General features: G+C 61.8%; 21 protein-coding genes. 6 read left to right on the top strand and 15 right to left on the bottom strand.

Annotated features, from left to right (window positions below; translation table 11 throughout):
• Nucleotide 1: 1 nt before the first annotated feature.
• Together AAFO90_RS03875 and AAFO90_RS03870 are read right to left on the bottom strand one after the other, a co-directional pair.
• Nucleotides 2-985, bottom strand: a complete 984-nt coding sequence (locus tag AAFO90_RS03875) for an NAD(P)H-quinone oxidoreductase (protein ID WP_347508618.1) — start codon at nucleotides 983-985, stop codon at nucleotides 2-4.
• A gap of 143 nt (nucleotides 986-1,128) precedes the next feature.
• A complete protein-coding gene (locus AAFO90_RS03870; protein ID WP_347508562.1) occupies nucleotides 1,129-1,839 on the bottom strand; it encodes a COQ9 family protein in 711 nt (236 codons plus the stop codon).
• A 154-nt stretch (nucleotides 1,840-1,993) separates the two neighbouring features.
• On the opposite strand from AAFO90_RS03870, the gene rpsU reads away from it, so the two are divergent.
• Complete coding sequence (rpsU, locus tag AAFO90_RS03865; protein WP_005614280.1) at nucleotides 1,994-2,200, top strand: 30S ribosomal protein S21; 207 nt, start codon at nucleotides 1,994-1,996, stop codon at nucleotides 2,198-2,200.
• Nucleotides 2,201-2,569: 369 nt separating this feature from the next.
• On the opposite strand, the gene AAFO90_RS03860 is transcribed toward rpsU, so the two are convergent.
• The gene (locus AAFO90_RS03860) at nucleotides 2,570-3,745 is read right to left on the bottom strand and encodes a cytochrome P450 (protein ID WP_347508561.1); all 1,176 of its coding nucleotides are present in this window, start codon (nucleotides 3,743-3,745) and stop codon (nucleotides 2,570-2,572) included.
• Nucleotides 3,746-3,831: 86 nt separating this feature from the next.
• Between AAFO90_RS03860 and AAFO90_RS03855 the strand changes: the two genes are divergently transcribed.
• The gene (locus AAFO90_RS03855) at nucleotides 3,832-4,347 is read left to right on the top strand and encodes a MarR family winged helix-turn-helix transcriptional regulator (RefSeq protein ID WP_065271312.1); all 516 of its coding nucleotides are present in this window, start codon (nucleotides 3,832-3,834) and stop codon (nucleotides 4,345-4,347) included.
• 148 nt (nucleotides 4,348-4,495) lie between these two features.
• On the opposite strand, the gene ppk2 is transcribed toward AAFO90_RS03855, so the two are convergent.
• The 3 genes from ppk2 to AAFO90_RS03840 all read right to left on the bottom strand — a co-directional run bounded on the left by ppk2 (nucleotide 4,496) and on the right by AAFO90_RS03840 (nucleotide 7,841).
• Nucleotides 4,496-5,413 (bottom strand): polyphosphate kinase 2, encoded by a 918-nt coding sequence (ppk2, locus tag AAFO90_RS03850; RefSeq protein WP_347508560.1) that lies wholly within the window; start codon nucleotides 5,411-5,413, stop codon nucleotides 4,496-4,498.
• A gap of 226 nt (nucleotides 5,414-5,639) precedes the next feature.
• Entirely contained in the window at nucleotides 5,640-7,229 is a 1,590-nt protein-coding gene (locus tag AAFO90_RS03845; protein ID WP_347508559.1) for a GMC family oxidoreductase N-terminal domain-containing protein, read from the bottom strand.
• A 153-nt stretch (nucleotides 7,230-7,382) separates the two neighbouring features.
• A complete protein-coding gene (locus AAFO90_RS03840; protein ID WP_347508558.1) occupies nucleotides 7,383-7,841 on the bottom strand; it encodes an Lrp/AsnC family transcriptional regulator in 459 nt (152 codons plus the stop codon).
• A 133-nt stretch (nucleotides 7,842-7,974) separates the two neighbouring features.
• Here AAFO90_RS03840 and ald point away from each other — a divergent pair, with 133 nt between their 5' ends.
• Together ald and AAFO90_RS03830 are read left to right on the top strand one after the other, a co-directional pair.
• Complete coding sequence (gene ald / locus AAFO90_RS03835) at nucleotides 7,975-9,093, top strand: alanine dehydrogenase (RefSeq protein ID WP_065271315.1); 1,119 nt, start codon at nucleotides 7,975-7,977, stop codon at nucleotides 9,091-9,093.
• Nucleotides 9,094-9,364: 271 nt separating this feature from the next.
• The gene (locus AAFO90_RS03830) at nucleotides 9,365-10,174 is read left to right on the top strand and encodes a mechanosensitive ion channel domain-containing protein (protein ID WP_347508557.1); all 810 of its coding nucleotides are present in this window, start codon (nucleotides 9,365-9,367) and stop codon (nucleotides 10,172-10,174) included.
• 135 nt (nucleotides 10,175-10,309) lie between these two features.
• Here the strand turns inward: AAFO90_RS03830 and AAFO90_RS03825 are convergent, their stop codons facing one another.
• The 3 genes from AAFO90_RS03825 to AAFO90_RS03815 all read right to left on the bottom strand — a co-directional run bounded on the left by AAFO90_RS03825 (nucleotide 10,310) and on the right by AAFO90_RS03815 (nucleotide 11,997).
• Complete coding sequence (locus AAFO90_RS03825; protein ID WP_347508556.1) at nucleotides 10,310-10,840, bottom strand: GNAT family N-acetyltransferase; 531 nt, start codon at nucleotides 10,838-10,840, stop codon at nucleotides 10,310-10,312.
• Nucleotides 10,837-11,286: a YtoQ family protein gene (locus AAFO90_RS03820; protein ID WP_065273576.1), complete on the bottom strand. Its 450-nt coding sequence runs from the start codon at nucleotides 11,284-11,286 to the stop codon at nucleotides 10,837-10,839. Before AAFO90_RS03820 ends, AAFO90_RS03825 begins: the two co-directional genes overlap by 4 nt.
• A 72-nt stretch (nucleotides 11,287-11,358) precedes the next feature.
• Entirely contained in the window at nucleotides 11,359-11,997 is a 639-nt protein-coding gene (locus AAFO90_RS03815; RefSeq protein ID WP_347508555.1) for a class I SAM-dependent methyltransferase, read from the bottom strand.
• Nucleotides 11,998-12,082: 85 nt separating this feature from the next.
• Here AAFO90_RS03815 and AAFO90_RS03810 point away from each other — a divergent pair, with 85 nt between their 5' ends.
• Nucleotides 12,083-12,973, top strand: a complete 891-nt coding sequence (locus AAFO90_RS03810) for a LysR family transcriptional regulator (RefSeq protein ID WP_347508554.1) — start codon at nucleotides 12,083-12,085, stop codon at nucleotides 12,971-12,973.
• Nucleotides 12,974-13,026: 53 nt separating this feature from the next.
• On the opposite strand, the gene pheT is transcribed toward AAFO90_RS03810, so the two are convergent.
• From pheT to pyk, 6 genes are all read right to left on the bottom strand, one after another.
• The gene (gene pheT / locus AAFO90_RS03805; RefSeq protein WP_347508553.1) at nucleotides 13,027-15,423 is read right to left on the bottom strand and encodes a phenylalanine--tRNA ligase subunit beta; all 2,397 of its coding nucleotides are present in this window, start codon (nucleotides 15,421-15,423) and stop codon (nucleotides 13,027-13,029) included.
• 146 nt (nucleotides 15,424-15,569) lie between these two features.
• Complete coding sequence (gene pheS, locus AAFO90_RS03800) at nucleotides 15,570-16,643, bottom strand: phenylalanine--tRNA ligase subunit alpha (protein WP_065271321.1); 1,074 nt, start codon at nucleotides 16,641-16,643, stop codon at nucleotides 15,570-15,572.
• A 161-nt stretch (nucleotides 16,644-16,804) separates the two neighbouring features.
• Complete coding sequence (gene rplT, locus AAFO90_RS03795; protein ID WP_065271322.1) at nucleotides 16,805-17,170, bottom strand: 50S ribosomal protein L20; 366 nt, start codon at nucleotides 17,168-17,170, stop codon at nucleotides 16,805-16,807.
• 15 nt (nucleotides 17,171-17,185) lie between these two features.
• Nucleotides 17,186-17,386 carry a 50S ribosomal protein L35 gene (gene rpmI, locus AAFO90_RS03790; RefSeq protein ID WP_009178285.1) on the bottom strand — a complete coding sequence of 67 codons (201 nt, stop codon included), beginning with the start codon at nucleotides 17,384-17,386 and terminating at the stop codon, nucleotides 17,186-17,188.
• Between the two features lie 116 nt (nucleotides 17,387-17,502).
• Entirely contained in the window at nucleotides 17,503-17,724 is a 222-nt protein-coding gene (locus tag AAFO90_RS03785; RefSeq protein ID WP_347508552.1) for a hypothetical protein, read from the bottom strand.
• 45 nt (nucleotides 17,725-17,769) lie between these two features.
• Nucleotides 17,770-19,215 (bottom strand): pyruvate kinase, encoded by a 1,446-nt coding sequence (gene pyk, locus AAFO90_RS03780; RefSeq protein WP_065271324.1) that lies wholly within the window; start codon nucleotides 19,213-19,215, stop codon nucleotides 17,770-17,772.
• A 131-nt stretch (nucleotides 19,216-19,346) separates the two neighbouring features.
• Here pyk and AAFO90_RS03775 point away from each other — a divergent pair, with 131 nt between their 5' ends.
• Nucleotides 19,347-20,084, top strand: a complete 738-nt coding sequence (locus tag AAFO90_RS03775; protein ID WP_347508551.1) for an N-formylglutamate amidohydrolase — start codon at nucleotides 19,347-19,349, stop codon at nucleotides 20,082-20,084.
• Nucleotides 20,085-20,103 lie beyond the last annotated feature (19 nt).

Here is a 20,103-nt window from a genome sequence, read left to right as displayed (position 1 = left end):
CTTAGCCCACCTTCAGAACGATCTTGCCAATATGGCCGGAACTTTCCATCCGCGCGTGTGCGGCTGCTGCCTCCTCCAGCGCAAATTCGCTGTCCATCACCGGCGCCATCTTGCCTGCCTCGACCAGCGGCCAGACCGCCTCGGCCAGATCCTGCGCAATGCGGGCCTTGGCCAGATCGCTTTGCGGGCGCAGGGTCGAGCCCGTCACCGTCAGGCGGCGCGCCATGATCTGGGCAAAGTTCAGCTCGGCCTTGGGGCCTGAAAGAAAGGCGATATGTACCAGACGGCCATCATCGGCCAGCGCCCGGATATTGCGGGGAATATAGTCGCCGCCCACCATGTCGAGGATGAGATCGGCGCCGCCCTCAGCGCGAAGGACTTTCACAAAATCCTCGTCGCGGTAATTGATCGCACGCTCGGCCCCCAGATCGAGACAGGCCTGACATTTGGCATCGGACCCGGCGGTGGTGAACACCCGCGCGCCCAAGGCCGAGGCCAGCTGAATCGCTGTCGTTCCGATTCCGGAGGAGCCGCCGTGCACCAGAAAACGTTCGCCCGCCTTCAGCCCTCCCCGGGTAAAGACGTTTGACCAGACCGTGAAACAGGTTTCCGGCAGGCAGGCCGCGCGTTTCAGCGACATGCCCTTGGGAATGGGCAGACAATGGGCGGCCGGTGTGACCACGTATTCGGCATAGCCGCCGCCGGGCAGCAGGCCACAGACCTTGTCCCCCACCGCGTATTCGGTGACGCCCGCACCGATGGCGGCCACCTCGCCCGAAGCCTCGAGCCCCGGCAGATCGCTGGCACCGGCTGGCGGATCATATGCCCCCGCCCGCTGCAACGCGTCCGGCCGGTTGACGCCCGCATAGGCGACCTTCAGCAGCAGCTGGCCATGGCCCGGCTGCGGAACGGGCCGGTCTGTCAGCGTCAGAACCTCGGGGCCTCCGGGTTGCGAGATTTCAATCGCGCGCATCGTTTCCGGCAATGTCTCCGTCATGCAAAGATCCTTTCCCTTGCGTGGTGCGTTTTACCGCTTTGAATATCACCTTGGGTGCGGGGGACAAACCCCGGCAGGTGGCTTGCATTATTCTCGGATGTTCTGAAACAGGGAATGGACGTGGCGTTTGATCAGCGGTCAGTCCTGCGGCCCGGCAGATCCGTGGGCACCGACGGGCGCCGGATCTGATCCGCCAGCCAGGACGGGCCGGCCAGAAGGGGCTTCAGCAAAGGGTTCTTCTGCACATCGGCCTTCAGCTTTTCGAACTGCATCACGTTGTCGATGCGCCGGTCCAGAAAATCCCATGTCGCCTGATGGCCCGGGCTGTCGTCCCCCAGCCAGAACAGCACGGTCGAGGAATAGACCCCGGACAACGTGGCCCGTTTGCTGTACCAGTTGATGTCTTCAGAGGTATCGCCCAGCGCGGTCCAGATCGCATCCACCGTGCCCCAGATTGCCTTGGCCCCGTCAGCGGCATAGACCGGCAGCGAGAACAGCGTCACACCCCGGCGCACCGCTTCCTTGTCGTCAGAGGCTTCAAGGCGGAACCGGACGGCGGCAGCGATCTTGTCCCGGAACCGCAGCCCCGTCAGATCTGCCGTCTTCAACCGTTCCAGCATCTGCGCATCGCCGCGCCGGTGATAGGCCAGCGCCAGATCCACTGCCCCGCGCGGACACAGGGCGCGTGCTAGAACCGGGTCCATACCGCAATCCTCGACTGCAGCAGCAAAGGTGGCTTCGGTCCAGCCGTCAAAGGCGACATGAATGAGCGCCGCATCCAGAAGCGCGTCGATCGATCCGGTGTCGGCAGCCGGTTGCTCTGTGGCTGTTTGCTCAGTCATGATGCATCTCCTCGTCAACAAATGCGCCTTTAAGGACCTGCGTCGCTGCGCGATCTGCCCTTTTGCTCAGTACTAGACAAGTTAGACCGGCTTTGCTATACGGCCACCTCCTGCAAATCCTTGCAACCCAACTTAGAAAGGTGGTGAAAACCACATGCAGGTTAGTGTTCGTGACAACAATGTCGATCAGGCGCTCCGTGCCCTGAAGAAAAAGCTGCAGCGCGAAGGCGTGTTCCGCGAAATGAAGCTCAAGCAACATTTCGAGAAGCCCTCCGAGAAAAAAGCGCGCGAGAAAGCTGAAGCGATTCGTCGTGCCCGTAAACTGGCACGTAAGAAAGCACAGCGCGAAGGTCTCCTCTAAGATCTTCCTCCGGTTTTTTCTGGACGCTTTTGACGACCCCCGTGGCCCGCCCCGGGGGTTTGTCGTTTCTAAGATACATATTTTACGGCGGAATATCGGTTCTGCGGCTAAATAGTTAAACTTATACGTGTATTCAGAGCCCATCCTTGCTATCAATAGTAGCAGGGTACCGAAACCTCACGTTTCCCAAGGCGGACGGCCCTGTTGCCGAAGTTGGAACGGTCGGCATTTCCCGGAGGAGGCACATCGCTCCCCCCCAAACCTGGCGATAGCCTTGCTCCCTGCACCAAGGCGTCTGCCCCTCCGGGTGACTTCCTCTTGAGCCCCTTATTGGTCTGATCTGCGCATGCCTCCCGACGCTCTCCGCACTTACCGGCTCCTCTCCCCTTTGGCCCAGGTCACCGGCATTTCAAGCGGACCGCGGAAAGCCCATCCGCCGAACCGTGCCTCCCCCGCAAGGGATAGATCCGGCAGCCGCTCAAACAGCATCGGTAGCGCCGCTTCGGCGATCAGCGCCCTTGATATCCAGGCCCCGGCGCAAAAATGTGGCCCGGCGCCAAATGAAATGGCCGCGCTGATATCCTGATGGATGTCAAAGGCATCGGGGCGCGCAAACACCTGCTCGTCCCGGTTCCCAGAACCGAACATCAGAAACACACGATCCTCAGGCTTCAGCGCCACCTCGTGCAGCACATAAGGCTGCGCCACCCGGCGCGGTGACATTCCGATGGGGGACATCCAGCGGGCATATTCCTCGAACGCCTGCAGCCAGCTGGCACGGCCCGCGCGGACATCTTCCAGTTGCTCCGGATGGCGCAGCAAGGCCCAGACGCTCCCGGCGATCGCATCGCGTGGCTCGTTCTGCCCGCCCGAGATCGCCAGCTTGATATTGGCCCTGATCTGATCCTCCGGCAGGCCCGCAGCCTGCTGAACCCGCAACAGGGAATAGTCATCCGCGCCAGAAACACTCTGCCACATCTCGGTAATGTGCTGGTCGATCAGCCGGGTGCTGTCATTGCAGCGCGCCTCAACCTCCGGATCACCTGCATAATTGGCACAGCCATCGATCATGCCCTGGCTCACCGCGTCCATCTCTTCGGCGCGCATGCGGGTCAGACCGGTGACTGCCTTCAGCGCCTCTGCCGAGACCGGCATGGCGAAGTCACGCACCAGATCGCACGCCCCCCGGGGCGCCAGGTCGTCAAGGATCCGCGCCGTCGCGGAACGGAACTGCGCCAGCCAATGCTGTTTCACCGTCTTGGGAGAGACCACCGGAAAGATCGCCTTGCGCTCTCCCATATGGGCGGCGCCGTCCTTGCGCATCATGTTCTGCCCCATCAGCTGGGTCATCAACCCCTCAGGCTGGTCCGAGGAAAACACCTCGATCCGCTTTTCCTCCCGAAAGATATCGTCACGGCGGGTGATCAGAACCGCATCCAGTTGTGGCACATAGACCACCGGCGCCTCAGCCCTCATATGGGCCAGATCCGGATAGGGATCCTGCCAGAACGCCTGCGGATCGATGTCATAAACTGGCCTTTCCATCACTGCCCCTCCCCCCGATTGTCAGCTTCAGGGAAGACTGCGTGGCAACTGTTGTCTTGTCAACTCACCTGACCTAAGCTGCCTAGATGAGCGATTTACCCGACGATTTGTTCCTTATCCTGCCGGATGGCAGTGAGGACAGCCCCGCCGCCCCGACACTGGACTACAGCCGCAACCCGGTGGTCACGGTGACATTCGCAGGCAACCGGCTGACCCGGAACGCTGCGCGCGCCTACCAAAAGGAATTCGGCATCGGTGTCATGGACTGGCGCATGCTGGTCATGCTGACGCGCGATCCGGGCTGCTCCGTCGGTCAGGCTGCGAACCTCACCGGTATCGACAAGGCCGCCGTCAGCCGCGCACTGCAACGCATGGAAAAGGCCGGTCTCGTCCGGGCCGAGGTACGGGGCGGAGATGAGCGGCGCAAATCCTGGTTCCTGACCGAGGCGGGGCATGCCCTGCACGCCCAGATGTTGCCGCGCGCGCTGGAGCGGCAGCGCGACCTGCTCAAAGGTTTCTCCCCCGAGGAGCTCACCGCCTTCACCGGGTATCTGCAACGGTTTCTCGACAATATGGCAGATCAGGCGGACACGCCCGAATAAAGATCACAACGGCCTTGAGGCAGGCAGCCTGAAACAAGCGCACGCCGCGCCCCGGTGCGGCGCCGGGCCCAACGGCGGCAGCACAGTCCGCAGGCTGTGCCGGAACCGGCGGGAGAGCTACCCCCATCCCTCTTTGCACAGAGGTCGCTTAGTAGATCTTCGGCACGTACAGCTCGTCCGGCAGAACCCTGCGTTCATAGTCGGGATTATATTCCCGGTCCGGCAAGGACACCTTCTCCTGCGGCACCTCTTCATAGGGCACTTTGGTCAGCAGGTGCTCGATGCAGTTCAGACGCTCGCGCTTCTTGTCGTTGCCTTCGACGATATACCAGGGCGCTTCGGGGATATTGGTGCGCTCGAACATATCCTCCTTTGCCTTGGTATATTGTTCCCAGCGGATACGGCTTTCCAGATCCATCGGCGACAGCTTCCACTGCTTCATCGGATCATGGATCCGCATCATGAACCGCAGCTGCTGTTCCTCATCCGTAATCGAGAACCAGTATTTCAGCAGGATGATCCCCGACCGCACCAGCATCCGTTCAAATTCTGGAACGTCCTGAAAGAACTGTTCGACCTGATCCTCACTGGCAAAGCCCATTACCCGTTCAACCCCGGCGCGGTTGTACCAGGACCGGTCAAACAGCACGATTTCCCCCGCAGTCGGCAGATGCGGCACGTAGCGCTGGAAATACCATTGGCTCTGCTCACGGCGCGACGGTGCGGGCAGGGCCACGACGCGGGCAACACGCGGGTTCAGACGCTGGGTGATCCGCTTGATCACTCCGCCCTTGCCAGCGCTGTCGCGCCCTTCGAACAGGATGCACACCTTGGCGCCGCTGTGCTGCACCCAATCCTGAAGCCGGATCAATTCCGCCTGCAGCCGCAACAGATTTCTGAAGTAGACCTTGCGATCCAGCATTTCGGGATGCTGCGAGCGGTAGATCTTGCGCAGCTCCATCGACAGCATGGGCTCGGCAAATTCAATCTCGAAGTCCTCGTCCAGCGTGTCCTGAAGCTCGGCATCCAGCCAGTCAAATGAATCAGGGGTTGTATCGCTGGTCACGGCGCGGCTCCTTGTTGTTACTCGTCTGTTTCGGCCGCTCTAACGCACGGATGTGATTGTTTGATGTCACAGCAGCACCCGCTGCCCGAATGGCCTGAAATAGGCAGTTCCGGTCCGGCCTGACCGGAACTGTCACAAAGGGCGTTAATTCGCCCGGGTCAAAGGCAAACGAAAATCCCGACCGGGTGCAAGCGCAAAAGCACCGGCTTCCGGCTTTCTGCCAAATTCAGCCGCGCGCAGCTGCAAGGATCATGTCAGATGCCTTTTCCGCGATCATGATTGTCGGCGCATTGGTGTTGCCGCTGGTGATCGTGGGCATCACGCTGGCATCCACCACCCGCAGCCCAGAGACCCCGCGCAAGCGCAATTCGGGGTCCAGCGGCGCGCGTTCGTCGCTGCCCATATGCACGGTGCAGGTGGGGTGGAAGATCGTGGTGCCAATATCACCGGCGGCCTGCATCAGATCGGCCTCGCTATCAGATGCGATCCCCGGCTTGATCTCCTTGGGGCTGTAGGCCTGCATCTTGGCCTGTCCCATGATCGCCCGCGCCTGCCGGATCGCCGCCACGGCCACCTGACGGTCGCCTTCAGTCGACAGGTAGTTCGGCTGGATACTCGGCGCGGCCATCGGATCGGCCGAGGCGATCTCGACCCGGCCCCGGCTTTCGGGGCGCAGGTTGCAGACGCTGGCAGTCAGCCCCGGGAAATCATGCAGAGGCTTGCCGAACGCCTCCAGCGTCAGCGGCTGCACGTGATACTCCAGATCCGGTGTTTCCAGATCCGGGCGCGAGCGGGAGAAGGCGCCCAGCTGGCTTGGCGCCATCGACATCGGACCAGAGCGTTTCAGCGCGTATTCCAGACCGATTTTGGCCTTGCCGATCACGGAATTCGCCAGCGTGTTGAGCGTATGCGCCCCCTCCAGCCGCCAGGCGCAGCGCAGCTGCAAATGGTCCTGCAGATTCGCGCCGACCTGCGGCATGTCCTGCAGAACCTCGATCCCGTGCTGTTGCAGCAAGGCGCCCGGCCCCAGCCCAGATAGCTGCAGGATCTGTGGGCTGTTGATCGCCCCTGCCGACAGGATCACCTCGGCGGCGGCATGGGCGACATGCACCTCGCCGCCCTTTTGATACTCGACGCCCGTCGCGCGGCCCTCTTCGATCAGGATCCGGCGGGTATGGGCCTGGGTTTCCACCTTCAGCCCCTGCCCTGTCGCCGTACGCAGGAATGCCTTGGCGGTGTTCATCCGCCAGCCCGCACGCTGATTGACCCGGAAATAGCCGACGCCTTCGTTGTTGCCGGTGTTGAAATCCGTGACTTTGGGCAGGCCCCAGGCCGCGGCGGCCTCCATCCAGTCATCCAGCACATCCCAATGCAACCGCTGGTTCTCGACCCGCCATTCGCCGCCCGCACCATGCATTTCGGATGGGCCTTCGACGTAATCCTCGGATTTCTTGAAATAGGGCAGCACATCGTCCCAGCCCCAGCCCGCGAGGCCGCGCTGGCGCCAACCATCATAATCCGCTGCCTGCCCACGCAGATACAGCATGCCGTTGATGGACGAGCAGCCTCCCAGCACCTTGCCGCGCGGATAGATCAGCGCCCGACCATTCAGCCCCGGGTCGGCCTCTGTGCGATACATCCAGTCGGTGCGCGGGTTGTTGATGCAGTAGAGATATCCCATCGGGATATGCACCCAGTGATAATTGTCACGGCCGCCCGCCTCCAGCAGCAGCACCTGCTTGCCTGCCTCGCTCAACCGCTTGGCCAGAACACAGCCGGCACTCCCGGCGCCCACGATGATGTAGTCGAACTGCATGATCTGCTCCCCCGTCCCTCGCTCGCTTCCCTGTTGAACCAGAAGAGCGGGCGAAATGTAAGACAAATAAGTTGCAAGCTTCCAGATCTCCCCAAAACCATCTCTGCGGGCAACAAGATGACCAAACAGGCGGGAGCCCTGTGAAAGGAGACCTCAGACCGGCAGTGCCGTTGTCTTGAACACCGTGCGCAATGCGAAACTCGATTGCATCTGCGCGACTCCCGGAAGCCGGGTCAGATGCTGGCGATGGATGCGGGCAAAATCATCGGTATTTTCGGCCACGACCTTCAGGATATAATCCGCTGATCCTGCCATCAGGTGGCACTCCAGCACATCCGGGATCCGCGCCACCGCACGTTCAAAAGCATCCAACAGTTCATCCGCCTGCCCCTGCAGGGTGATCTCCACGAAGACGGTTGTCGGAACGCTCAGCTTGCGGGCGTCCAGCAGGGCGACGTAGTCCTTGATATAGCCCTCAGCCTCCAGCCGCTGCACCCGGCGATGGCAGGCAGATGCGGAAAGGTTCACCCGCTCGCTCAGATCCGCGTTGGAAATACGGCCCTGCCGTTGGAGGACCTCCAGAATACGACGATCCATCGAATCAAGAGACATAATTGCGCAGTACCTTGCTCATATTCCGCATCTATTCGAATTTTCTTCGATCCGCATCTTTTTATTTCGCCCAAAAAAGCAGCACATTTCCCAACAACGGATCTAGGTTTTAGTATAGCAGGGAGGAAGCTACATGAAAATCGGATGCCCGACTGAAATCAAACCGCAGGAATTTCGCGTCGGCATGACCCCCGACGCGGCCCACGAAGCCATCGCACATGGCCATGACGTTTTCATCCAGACCGGCGCCGGGGCCGGTGCCGGATACACCGATGCCGACTATGCCGCCGCCGGTGCGACGCTGCTGGAGACGGCCGAAGAAATTTTTGCCACCGCAGACATGATCGTCAAGGTCAAGGAACCGCAAGCCGGTGAGCGCAAGATGCTGCGCGAAGGGCAGTTGCTGTTCACCTACCTGCACCTAGCCCCCGACCCCGAACAGACCCGCGACCTTCTTGCCTCAGGCTGCACCGCGATTGCTTATGAAACCGTCACCGACAGCTTTGGCGGCCTGCCGCTGCTGGCGCCGATGTCCGAAGTGGCCGGACGGCTGGCACCGCAGGTCGGTGCATGGACCCTGCAAAAAGCAAATGGCGGCCGCGGCGTCCTGATGGGCGGCGTACCCGGCGTCCCTCCGGCAAAGGTGGTGGTGATCGGCGGCGGTGTGGTCGGCACCCATGCGGCCCGCATCGCCTCGGGCATGGGCGGCGACGTCACCGTTCTGGACCGCTCCCTGCATCGCCTGAAATACCTCGATGATGTATTTGGCCGAGACTTCCGCACCCGCTATTCCACCGCTGCCGCCACCGCCGAACTGGTCCGCGAGGCCGATCTGGTTGTTGGCGCAGTGCTGGTGCCCGGCGCAGCGGCACCGAAACTGGTCTCCCGCGCGCAACTCAGCGAGATGAAGCCGGGGGCTGTCCTGGTCGATGTCGCGATCGATCAGGGGGGCTGTTTCGAAACCTCGAAAGCCACCACCCACGCCGACCCGATCTACGAGGTCGATGGCGTGATGCATTACTGCGTAGCGAACATGCCAGGCGCCGTTGCCCGCACCTCGACCCAGGCTCTGGGCAATGCAACCCTCCCCTTCCTGCTGGCATTGGCGGACAAAGGCTGGAAACAGGCCTGCGCCGATGATCCGCATCTTCTGAACGGGCTGAACGTCCATGCGGGCCAGCTGACCTACTATGCCGTCGGCAAGGCGCTGGGGATCGATGTCGTTTCCCCAGCACTGGCGATCAAATCCTGAGTTCCGGTCGGCGAACCTGACTGATCATTACGGATTACCCTGCCACATCCTCCCCGCCAGCGCCTGCGCACTGGCGGGGATTTTTGTCTTCCCGTATTCCGCCACCACCAGCCAGGCGACCCTGTGCCGGGTTGCTAAATGCAAACGTGGCCAAGAAATTCCCTGTCAATTCAAACAATCTTGATAGTAACAATAAGGCTGAGTCGGAGAATCCGACGTCGACCAAAGCAGGTCCGCGCCGGATGACAGGATTGAAAGAGGACCTATTGGTATGGAAGAGATGATTGAACAGGCCGGAGCCCTCTGGCCGCTGGCACTGAGCGCTGCCAAGGCGCTTGTTGTTCTTATCCTTGGCTGGGTGGCAGCGGGAATAATCAGCAACATGGTGCGCCGCCGCATCAACAAGACCCCTCAGATCGATCCGACGCTAGGCAATTTTGCCGCCAGCATGATCCGTTGGGCGCTGTTGGCTGTGGTGCTGGTTGCGGTTCTCGGGATCTTCGGCATCGAGGCCACCAGTCTTGTCGCCATGCTGGGCGCTGCCACGCTGGCCATCGGTCTGGCTCTGCAAGGCACGCTGAGCGATCTGGCAGCCGGTTTCATGCTGATCCTGTTCCGTCCTTACAAGCTGGGTCAATACGTCGACATCGGCGGCACCGCCGGGACGGTCAAGGATCTGAACCTTTTTGTGACCGAACTGGCCACCGCGGACAACGTGCAGATCATCATCCCTAATGGTCAGGCCTGGGGATCGATCATCACCAACTTCTCGGCCCATGACACCCGCCGGGTGGACCTAGTCTTTGGCATCGATTATGGCGACAGCGCCGACAAGGCCAAGGCGATCATCCTGCGACAGGCCGCCGCCGATGCACGGGTCATGACCGATCCCGAACCCTGGGTTCGCGTGACCAACCTTGGTGACAGCTCGGTCGATCTGACCGCGCGCCTGTGGTGCAAGGCATCGGATTACTGGGAGCTGAAATTCGCCATGACCCAGGCGGTGAAGGAAGCCTTTGACGCAGAAGGCATTTCGATCCCCTACCCGCACAGCGTGGAAATCCAGAAAAAGGAGGGGTAAGCCTCCCGCCCGTTATCGGGTCTTGCGACCCTCTGCCCGTTGGGCCTGGCGCCCCGCCTTTGGCGGGGCGTTGTCGTTTCTGCAGCCCCCTGTGCGCCCAATCGCAGACGCCGATGAAGGCAGCCGCGCCGCAGATCAGCTGCCGGAACCCCGGACCATCACGACGGTGGGATCGCCCCGATATACCGCCGCCTCTTCGCGCATCAGGTAGCCCAGTTTCCGAGCAACGTTCTGTGACACCAGATGTTCCGGGTCGAACAGGCAGACCGTTTCCGACCAGTCCATGCAGCGATCCGCCCAGTCATGGATAGAGCGCACCGCCTCGGTCGCGATGCCGCGGCCATGGGCATGGGCTGCCAGCACCCAGCCGGCCTCGGGCACACCGTTCAGCGGCGGAACGATGCCGCGTTTGAAGTCGGAAAACCCGACCTCTCCCAGGAACCGGCCATCGGTGCGATCCGTGACCGCCCAATAGCCAAAGCCCATCGCCTGCCAGTGCCCCATGTTCCGCAAGAGCCGCGCCCACGAGGCTTCTGGGTCAGAGGGAACGCCGCCGATGTATTTCAACACCTCGGGATCACCCCAAAGCGCGGCCACATCGGGGAAATCCTCAATCCGGTGCGGACGCAGGATTAGCCGGTCGGTTTCAAGGATGACCTCGCTCACCCGGGCAGCTTGCCCGTCAGCACATAGGTCAGGATTTCCACCACCTGCCGCGGCTCTTCAGCCACCGCCAGCGCGGCGGCGTGCACTTCTTTCAGCGCGTGCTGATGGTCCGGCTGGCTCAGCACGATGATCGATTTGCCCAGCGCCGCCGCATAGCCTGCGTCAAAGGCGGCATTCCACTGCTTGTACTTGTCGCCAAAGCGCACGACGACCACATCGGCATCCTCGATCCCCTTGCGGGTACGGATCGCGTTGACCATGGCCCCTTTGTGATCGTGCCAGTATTTGTTCTCTTCGGCGCCCAAAATGGCCACACCGCAATCATCGCTGGCCCCGTGGTCAGTGACCGGGCTGTTGAAAGCCACGTCCAGATCCGCCGCGCCAGTCACGATCTGCTCGCGCCAGTCCGTGTGGATTTCACCCGAAAGATATACATTCAAAGTCATCGCACCCTCCATTCGCTGTTCCGCCATGCTTAGACCGGATCGCCCGAACGGACCAGCCCCGCCCCCAACAGATCACTTGCGGCGTGCAACCAGAAACCGGTTGGGCGGATCGGCCGGGTAGTTTCCGGTCTCGATGATCTCGAAACCCGCAGCCTCCAGCCGTGCCTGCCAATCGGCGACCGACAGGAAATGCACCACCGAGGGCGGCGCCTTGCCGACAAGCCGCATCACCGGAAACGCGACTCGCATCATCAAACGCTGTACCGCGCTTTTGCTATCGGCCAGGCAGGGCGTTTTCGAGATGAAGGTGCCACCAGGGCGAATGGTCCGGTAGATATGCGCAAGGGCGCCATCCAGATCGCCTATCAGGTGGAACAGGTTGAATGCCATCACCGCGTCAAAGGGTCCCACGGGTGCATTTGCGATGTCAGAGACGACGAACCGCAGATTGGTGACGCCTGCCTCATCCTTCTTGCGCTGCGCGATGGCGATCATCGAAGGCGCCAGATCGGTGGCAGTATAACAGGCGACCGCCTTCCTGAGGCGCAGCGCGGTGGTTCCGGTGCCGCAGCCCAGTTCCAGAACCCGGTCGCCCGGTTTCAGATAGGCCTGAGTGCGTTCCAACGTATAGTCATAAGCGGCCGGATCCCGGATCTGACTGCGGGCATATTTTTCGGCAATTCCGTCCCAGAACTGAATTGAGGTCTGCATGGTTTTGTCTCCTTTGCGAGGAAACTACGAGAAAGCCATACATGCAGGAATTGCCGAAATATGCAGGCACGATATACGGTAATGTATGACCAGCACCCCAAACGCCTTCGACTGGAACCACATCCGCGCCTTTCTCGCCACTGCCGAGACGGGCTCTCTCTCTGCGGCGGCCCGGCGTCTGAACCTGACACAACCCACGCTGAGCCGTCAGGTGGCTGCGCTGGAGGAAAGCCTTGGCTTGATGCTGTTCGAGCGGATCGGCAAATCTCTGCAGCTGACGCAAGCCGGGGTCGAACTGCTGGAACATACCCGCCCCATGGGGCTGGCAGCGGACCGGATCGCCCTTGCGGCGCTGGGACAATCGGAATCCATCACCGGCACCGTCCGGATTACCGCCAGCGATGTTTATTCTGCTTACCTGCTGCCGGATGTGCTGCGGCGGTTGCGCCAGTTGGCGCCGGATCTGCACATCGACATCATCGCCTCCAACGACATCCGCGATCTGATGCGCCGCGAGGCGGATATCGCCATCCGCCACGTGCGCCCCGAGCAGCCCGAACTGATCGCCCGCCTTATCCACGAGGAAACCGCCCGCTTTTATGCCGCGCCGCAATATCTGGCAAAGGCCGGCCGACCCGAAGACGTCCGGGATCTGAGCAGCCATGACTTCATCAGCTTCGGCGATGCAGAAGGGATGGTCGGTCATCTCACGCCCTTGGGGTTTCCCCTGACAACGCGCAATTTTCGATATGAATCACAAAGCGGGCTGGTCGCGTGGGAACTGGTCAAACGGGGGTTCGGCATCGCCCCCATGTCAGATCGCATCGCCCGGCAAACACCCGAGGTCGAGCGGCTCCTGCCGCAGATGGAGCCGATCCGGTTCCCCGTCTGGCTGACCACCCACCGGGAGCTCCACACCAGCCGCAAGATCCGCCTGGTGTTCGATCTGCTGGCAGAGCACTTTTTTCAAAAATAAGGCCGCGCCCGGATCGGGCACGGCCTGAAATTCCAACCATTCCGCTCAGCAGATCAGCCCCGCAGAATGCCTCCGGTGGCCTTGCTCACCTTGGCAATGATCTTCTCGCTCACCGCTTCGATGTCTTTTTCCTTCAGCGTCTTGTCAGTCGGCTGCAGGCGCACGGTGATGGCCAAGGATTTTTTTCCCTCGCCCAGGCTGCCACCGATGAATTCGTCAAAGACGCGCACGTCCTCAATCAGCGCCTTGTCGGCACCAGCAGCGGCATTAACCAGGGTCAGCGCCTCGACGCTCTCATCCACCACAAAGGCAAAGTCACGCTCGACCGCCTGCAGGTCGCTGATGTCCAGCGCCGCGCGGGTGGCACCGGATTTACGCGGCAGCGGCACCTCGTCCGGCCAGATGGTAAAGGCCACGGCAGGCCCTTTGACGCCCATTTCGCTCAGCGCCTTGGGGTGCAACTCACCAAAGACGCCGAGTACCTTTTTCGGGCCAAGGCAGATCTTTCCGTGACGGCCCGGATGCCACCAGGCGTCGCCGCCGCGCAGCACCTGCACCTTGGCCGGCGCGCCGATAGCGGCCAGAACCGCCTCGACGTCGGCCTTGGCATCAAAGGTATCGACCGGGCGCGCCGCGCCATGCACATCCTTGGGGCCAGTGCGGCTGACCAAGAGACCCGAGATCTGTTCGCGCTGCTCGCCCGGCTCTCCGCCGTGGAAAACGGGACCCGCCTCGAACAAGGCCAGATCCATGAAGCCCCGCGCCTGATTGCGTGCAGCGGCCTGCAACAGACCGGCCAGCAGATCCGGCCGCATATGGGACATTTCCGAGGAAATCGGATTGGCCAGCATGGTCGCATCATCGCCACCGCCGAACAGCGTGGCCGAGGCCTTGTCGATGAAGGTGTAGCTGACGATTTCATTATAGCCGAGGCTGGCCGCCGTGCGCCGCGCCATCTGCTGGCGGCGCTGTTGCGGCGTCATCACCGGCTTCGGGATACCCGGCGTCAGGCGCGCCAGCGGCTTGCCCTGCAGCTTGGTCAGCGAAGCGATACGCGCGACCTCTTCCACCAGATCGGCCTCACCCTGCACGTCGGGGCGCCAGCTGGGCACATGGGCCAGGTTGCCCTCCAGCCGGAAGCCAAGGCGGGTCAGGGTCTGACGCTGATCGCTTTCGGGGATGTCCATACCGACCAGCGACTGCACCCGCTCCGGATCCAGCTTGTAGGCGCGCGAATGATCCGGCACATCACCTGCGATCACCACTTCGGACGGCTCGCCGCCACACAAATCAAGGATCATCTGAGTGGCACGGTGCAGCCCTTCGAGGGTGAATTCCGGGTCAACGCCACGCTCAAAGCGATAGCGCGCGTCCGAATTGATCTTGAGCGCACGGCCTGTGGTCGCAATTTGCACATGATCCCAGAAGGCACTTTCGAGGAAGACATCAATCGTCTCGTCGGTACAGCCGGTCTCCTCACCGCCCATGATACCGGCGATGCTTTCGGGGCCATTTTCATCGGAAATCACCATCTGGCCTGCGCCAAGGGTGTATTCCTTTTCATCCAGCGCCTGCAGCGTCTCGCCGCCCTTGGCGCGATGCACCCGCAGATCGCCCTGCACCTTGGCCACGTCGAAGACGTGCAGCGGACGGTTCTGATCGAAGGTGAAGAAGTTGGTGATATCCACCAGCGCCGAAATCGGGCGCAGACCGATGGCTGTCAGCCGGTTCTGCAGCCACTGCGGGCTGGGGCCGTTCTTGACGCCCTTGATTACCCGGCCAGTGAACAGCGGGCAGCCATCCAGCGTGTCTTCGTCGATGGTCACCTTGACCGGACTTTCGAAGTCACCCGGGACCGCCTCGTAGTCGTGGGTTTTCAGCGTGCCGATCCCGCGCGCCGCCAGATCGCGGGCAATGCCAAAGATACCCAGCGCATCGGGGCGGTTCGGAGTAATGGCGATCTCGATCACCGGATCAACCTTGGCCGGATCGTTCTCTGCCAGCCAGTCAATGAACCGGTCGCCGACCGCACCCGAGGGCAGCTCGATGATGCCGTCGTGTTCATCGGACAGTTCCAGCTCCCGCTCGGAGGCCATCATGCCGAAGGATTCGACACCGCGGATCTTGCCGACGCCGATGGTGATATCCAGCCCCGGCACATACATGCCCGGTTTGCAGACCACCACGGTGATGCCTTCCCGGGCATTGGGCGCGCCGCAGATGATCTGCATCTCGCCTTCGTCGGTGTCCACCTTGCAGACACGCAGTTTATCCGCATCAGGATGCTTCTCCGCGTGTTTCACATAGCCCAGGGTAAAATCCTTGAGCCGGTCGGCCGGGTTCGAGACCTCTTCGACTTCCAGTCCCAGGTCGGTCAGGGCCTCGGTGATCTCCGCAACGGAGGCATCGGTATCAAGGTGGTCTTTCAGCCAGGAGAGAGTGAATTTCATATCTCAGCGCCCTTTTGGCAAATCGGTTGACTGGCGGCCCGGCGCTCCATTTCTGGCAGCGCGCCCGGCCCGGGGTGGGTGCGGAACGCGCCCGCCCATGGGGCGGGTCGGGCGCGTCGCAGGGCCAAGGCCCTGCGGTTCAAGCGTTATCGGCTCAACCCGCCATGCAGTGTTGGAACGTCCAGGCAGCTGAAGCCATAATGGCGCAGCCAGCGCAGATCGCTGTCAAAGAAGGCACGCAAATCGGGGATGCCGTATTTCAGCATCGCCAGACGATCGATCCCGATGCCAAAGGCAAAGCCCTGGTAGACCTCGGGGTCAATGCCACCGGCGGCGATCACCTTGGGGTGGACCATGCCGGAACCAAGGATCTCCATCCAGTCGTCGCCCTCGCCGATCTTCAGCTGACCGTTGTCCCAGGAGCAGCGGATATCCACCTCGGCCGAAGGCTCGGTGAAGGGGAAGTGGGAGGCGCGGAAGCGCAACTCAACATCGTCCACCTCGAAGAAGGATTTCACGAACTCCTCCAGCACCCACTTGAGGTTCGCCATCGAGATGTCTTTGTCCAGCGCCAGGCCTTCGACTTGGTGGAACATCGGCGTGTGGGTCTGGTCGTAGTCGGCGCGGTAGACACCGCCCGGGCAGATGACGCGCAGCGGGGCGCCCATCTTCTCCATCGACTGGATCTGCACGGGCGAGGTGTGCGTGCGCAGCACGTGCGGCGGGCGGTCGTCGCCTTCGGCCCGGTGCATGTAGAAAGTATCCATCTCGGCGCGGGCCGGGTGATGGCCAGGAATGTTCAGCGCATCGAAGTTGTACCAGTCGGTTTCAACACGCGAGCCTTCGGCGACCGAAAAGCCAAGTTCGGCAAAGATCGCAGTCAGCTCTTCGCTGGCCTGGCTGATCGGGTGCAGGCTGCCGCGGCGCTGCGGGCGCGTGGGCAGGGTCACATCCAGCCACTCAGTGCGCAGACGCTCGTCCAGCGCGGCATCGGCCAGCGCGGCCTTCTTGGCGGCCAGCGCAGAGTTGATTTCATCCTTGAGTGCGTTGAGCGCCGGGCCCACGGTCTGGCGCTCCTCAGGCGTCATCTTGCCCAATTCCCGCATCTTCAGGGCGACCTCGCCCTTTTTCCCGACGGCGGCGAGACGGATTGCCTCCAGCGCGTCCTCGTCGTGGGCATCGGCGATCTGCCCCAGATATTTTGCCTTAAGATCGTCCATGACGGTCCCCTGAATTTTGCTTGGCTCGTGCTACCACAGCAGCCGCTGAAAGCAAGGCCCGACGGACCAGCCTTCCCCAGCTTAGGGGTCCGTTTCCCTGGCCAAAGCGCAAAAAAGCCGCCCCTGAGGGGCGGCTTTCCTAAACCTCAGCGTGGAACGCTTCAGGCTGCCAGTGCGGACTGTGCCTGCTTGACGATCGCACCGAAGGCTTCGGGCTCGTGCACGGCCAGATCGGCCAGGACCTTACGGTCAACTTCGATACCGGCCAGGTTCAGACCGTTGATGAAGCGCGAGTATGTCAGCGATTCGTCGTGGCTGCGGACGGCAGCGTTGATACGCTGGATCCACAGGGCGCGGAAGTTACGCTTGCGCGCCTTACGGTCACGGGTTGCGTACTGGTTTGCCTTGTCGACGGCCTGACGGGCGACCTTGAAGGTATTCTTGCGGCGGCCATAGTAACCTTTGGCTGCCTTGATGACCTTCTTGTGACGGGCGTGAGTTGTGGTACCACCTTTAACGCGGGACATGTGTCAAATCTCCTCTTAGCGGTCGTAGGGCATGAAGCCCTTGACGATCTTGGCGTCGGGGGCGGACAGGGTCGTGGTGCCGCGGGCATCACGGATGAATTTCTTGTGACGTTTGATCATGCCGTGGCGCTTGCCGGCCTGACCTGCCATCACCTTACCGGTGGCGGTCACCTTGAAGCGCTTTTTGGCGCTCGATTTCGTCTTCATTTTGGGCATTTCCGTCTCCTTCAATGCGAGTTCGGTAGATACGCGACTCGGCATGCCACTCCGGCCGGCCACGTGAACAGGGCCGCCATGTACGAAAACGGGATCACAAGGGCAAGCGGTTTCTTCTAAAAAACCTGGCCAATCACATTGAAAAACGCATCTGGCACGTCGCGCAGACGATAACCGCCCGGCTGCGTCAGAAATGCATAGGCGATCAGGCCCGCACTGCCCAGCAGCAGGAAGACAGAGACCTGTGGGCGCCGCTTGTCGCTATAGGCCGATAGCATGGACGGTATCGCCAGCCATACAAGCAGAAGGCCAAGCACCAGAAACAGGTCACTGTTCACGCAACATCCCTCCAACCGCTGCCCGACGCCGGGCTGGAGGAAAGCTTATTCCGGGTCGGTGCTGTAAATCAAACGTTCATCACAGGGGGCGACGCGCAGGATGTTGGTGGTACCGGGCACGTTGAACGGCACGCCTGCGGTCACGACGATCTGATCCGTCTCGGAGGCAAACCCTCCGGCCCGGGCGGCGCGGGCGGCGTTGACCACCGCCCCCTTGAACCGGTCCTGTCCGCTGGTCACCACGCAGTGGCAACCCCAGCTGAGCGCCAGACGCCGGGCGGTGCCTTCCAGCGGGGTCAACGCGATGATCGGAACACCGGGACGTTCCCGCGCGGTCAGCAGCGCAGTTGTGCCGCTCTGTGTGAAGCAGCAGATCGCCTTGATATCCGTCTTCTCGGCAATTTCGCGGGCGGCAGCAACGATGGCATCCGCAATCGTGTTGCCCTTGGAGGAGCGCGAAGAGGCGATGATCTGCGCATAGGTGGGGTCGGTCTCCACCTCGGCGGCGACGTTGTCCATGGTTCGCACCGCTTCGACCGGATACTGCCCGGCAGCGGATTCAGCGCTCAGCATGATGGCATCGGTGCCCTCATAGATCGCGGTCGCCACGTCCGAGACCTCGGCGCGCGTGGGCATCGGGCTTTCGATCATGCTTTCCAGCATCTGGGTGGCGACGATCACCGGTTTGGCCGCCGCGCGGCATTTGCGCACCAGCCGTTTCTGGATCGGCGGCACGGCAGACACCGGCAGTTCGACGCCCAGATCGCCGCGCGCCACCATGATCCCGTCCGAGGCATCGAGGATTTCCTCGAACTGCTCCACGGCGGAAGGTTTCTCGATCTTGGACAGCACCGCAGCGCGGCCATCGACCAGGCCTTTGGCCTCAAACACATCCTTGGCCCTCTGCACGAAGGACAGTGCGATCCAGTCCACACCCAGGGTGCAGGCAAACTCCAGATCATCACGGTCCTTGTCCGACAGAGCCGCCAGGGGCAGCACCACATCGGGCACGTTCACGCCCTTGCGGTTGGAGATGGTGCCGCCGGTCACGACGCTGCAATCGGCAAAATCGGCGCCGCAGCGCTCCACCCGGAGGCGGATCTTGCCATCATTCACCAGCAGATGCGCGCCGGGCTCCAGCGCCTGAAAAATCTCGGGATGCGGCAGGCAGACCCGCGTGGCATCACCATCGGTGGGATCCAGATCCAGCCGGAAAGACGCGCCCTCTTCCAGTTCCTCGGAACCATTCGCAAAGACGCCCACGCGCAACTTGGGACCCTGAAGGTCGGCCAGAATACCGATCGAGCTGTCCAGATCCTTTTCCACCTTGCGGATGATCTCGTGCTTTTGGGTGATCTCTGCATGGGTCCCGTGCGACATGTTCAGGCGGAACACGTCGGCGCCGGCCTCGTGCAGGGCGCGGATCGTTTCATAGGTTTCGGACGCCGGTCCCAGGGTGGCAACAATCTTCACACTGCGGGAACGTTTCATGGGGTGGGTCCTTCTGGTGTCAGCTCAGCAATAGGCGGTGTTACCGCAAACATATCTTGCGGTGCTTATCGCGCAATTTCCATTTTGCCGCAACTCCCCTAAAGGTATCGTCAACAATCGATGACAGGCGCATGACATATACTCCCTTCTTTGTTCACGGGGCCGACCGCCCTGCCCGCTGGCTGATCACCTGCGACCATGCCACCAACCGCGTACCTCCCTTCGTCAACGGCGGTGACCTTGGCCTGCCGCATGAGGATATGGAGCGTCATATCGCTTATGATGTGGGGGCCTATGCCGTCGCCCGCCATCTGGGTGAGCTGCTGGACGCGCCGGTTGTGGCCTCCAATTTTTCCCGTCTGGTGATCGACCCCAACCGGGGCGAAGATGATCCAACTCTGCTGATGAAGCTTTATGACGGGACCATCATTCCCGCCAACCGTCACGCCGATGCGGCAGAGCGCGCGGCGCGGCTTAAGGCCTGCTACCGCCCCTATCACGCAGAAGTGAGCCGCCTTGCCGCGCGCCCGGACACGGTCATCGTCTCGATGCATTCCTTCACCCGACAATTGCGCGGACGTCCGCCGCGCCCCTGGCAAATCGGCGTGCTCTTCCCCGAGGGAGAGCGGTTTTCCCCGGTGCTGATCGATACATTACAGGCCGAGCCTGACCTTTGTGTCGGGATCAACGAGCCCTACACCGGCTACCTGCCCGGCGATGCCATCGACACCCACGGCACAGCCCATGGTCGCCCCAACACGCTGATCGAACTGCGCAACGATCTGATCGCTGATGCGGCAGGACAGCGGCAGTGGGCCGAACGACTCGCCAAGCTCCTGCCCCGTGCCCTTGCGAACTCGGGCCTGTAGCAGCGCTTGCCTCTAGACA

Source organism: Phaeobacter sp. CAU 1743 (assembly GCF_039839315.1).
Lineage (GTDB): Bacteria > Pseudomonadota > Alphaproteobacteria > Rhodobacterales > Rhodobacteraceae > Phycobacter > Phycobacter gallaeciensis_A.
This window is presented reverse-complemented; position numbering and strand designations above follow the sequence as displayed.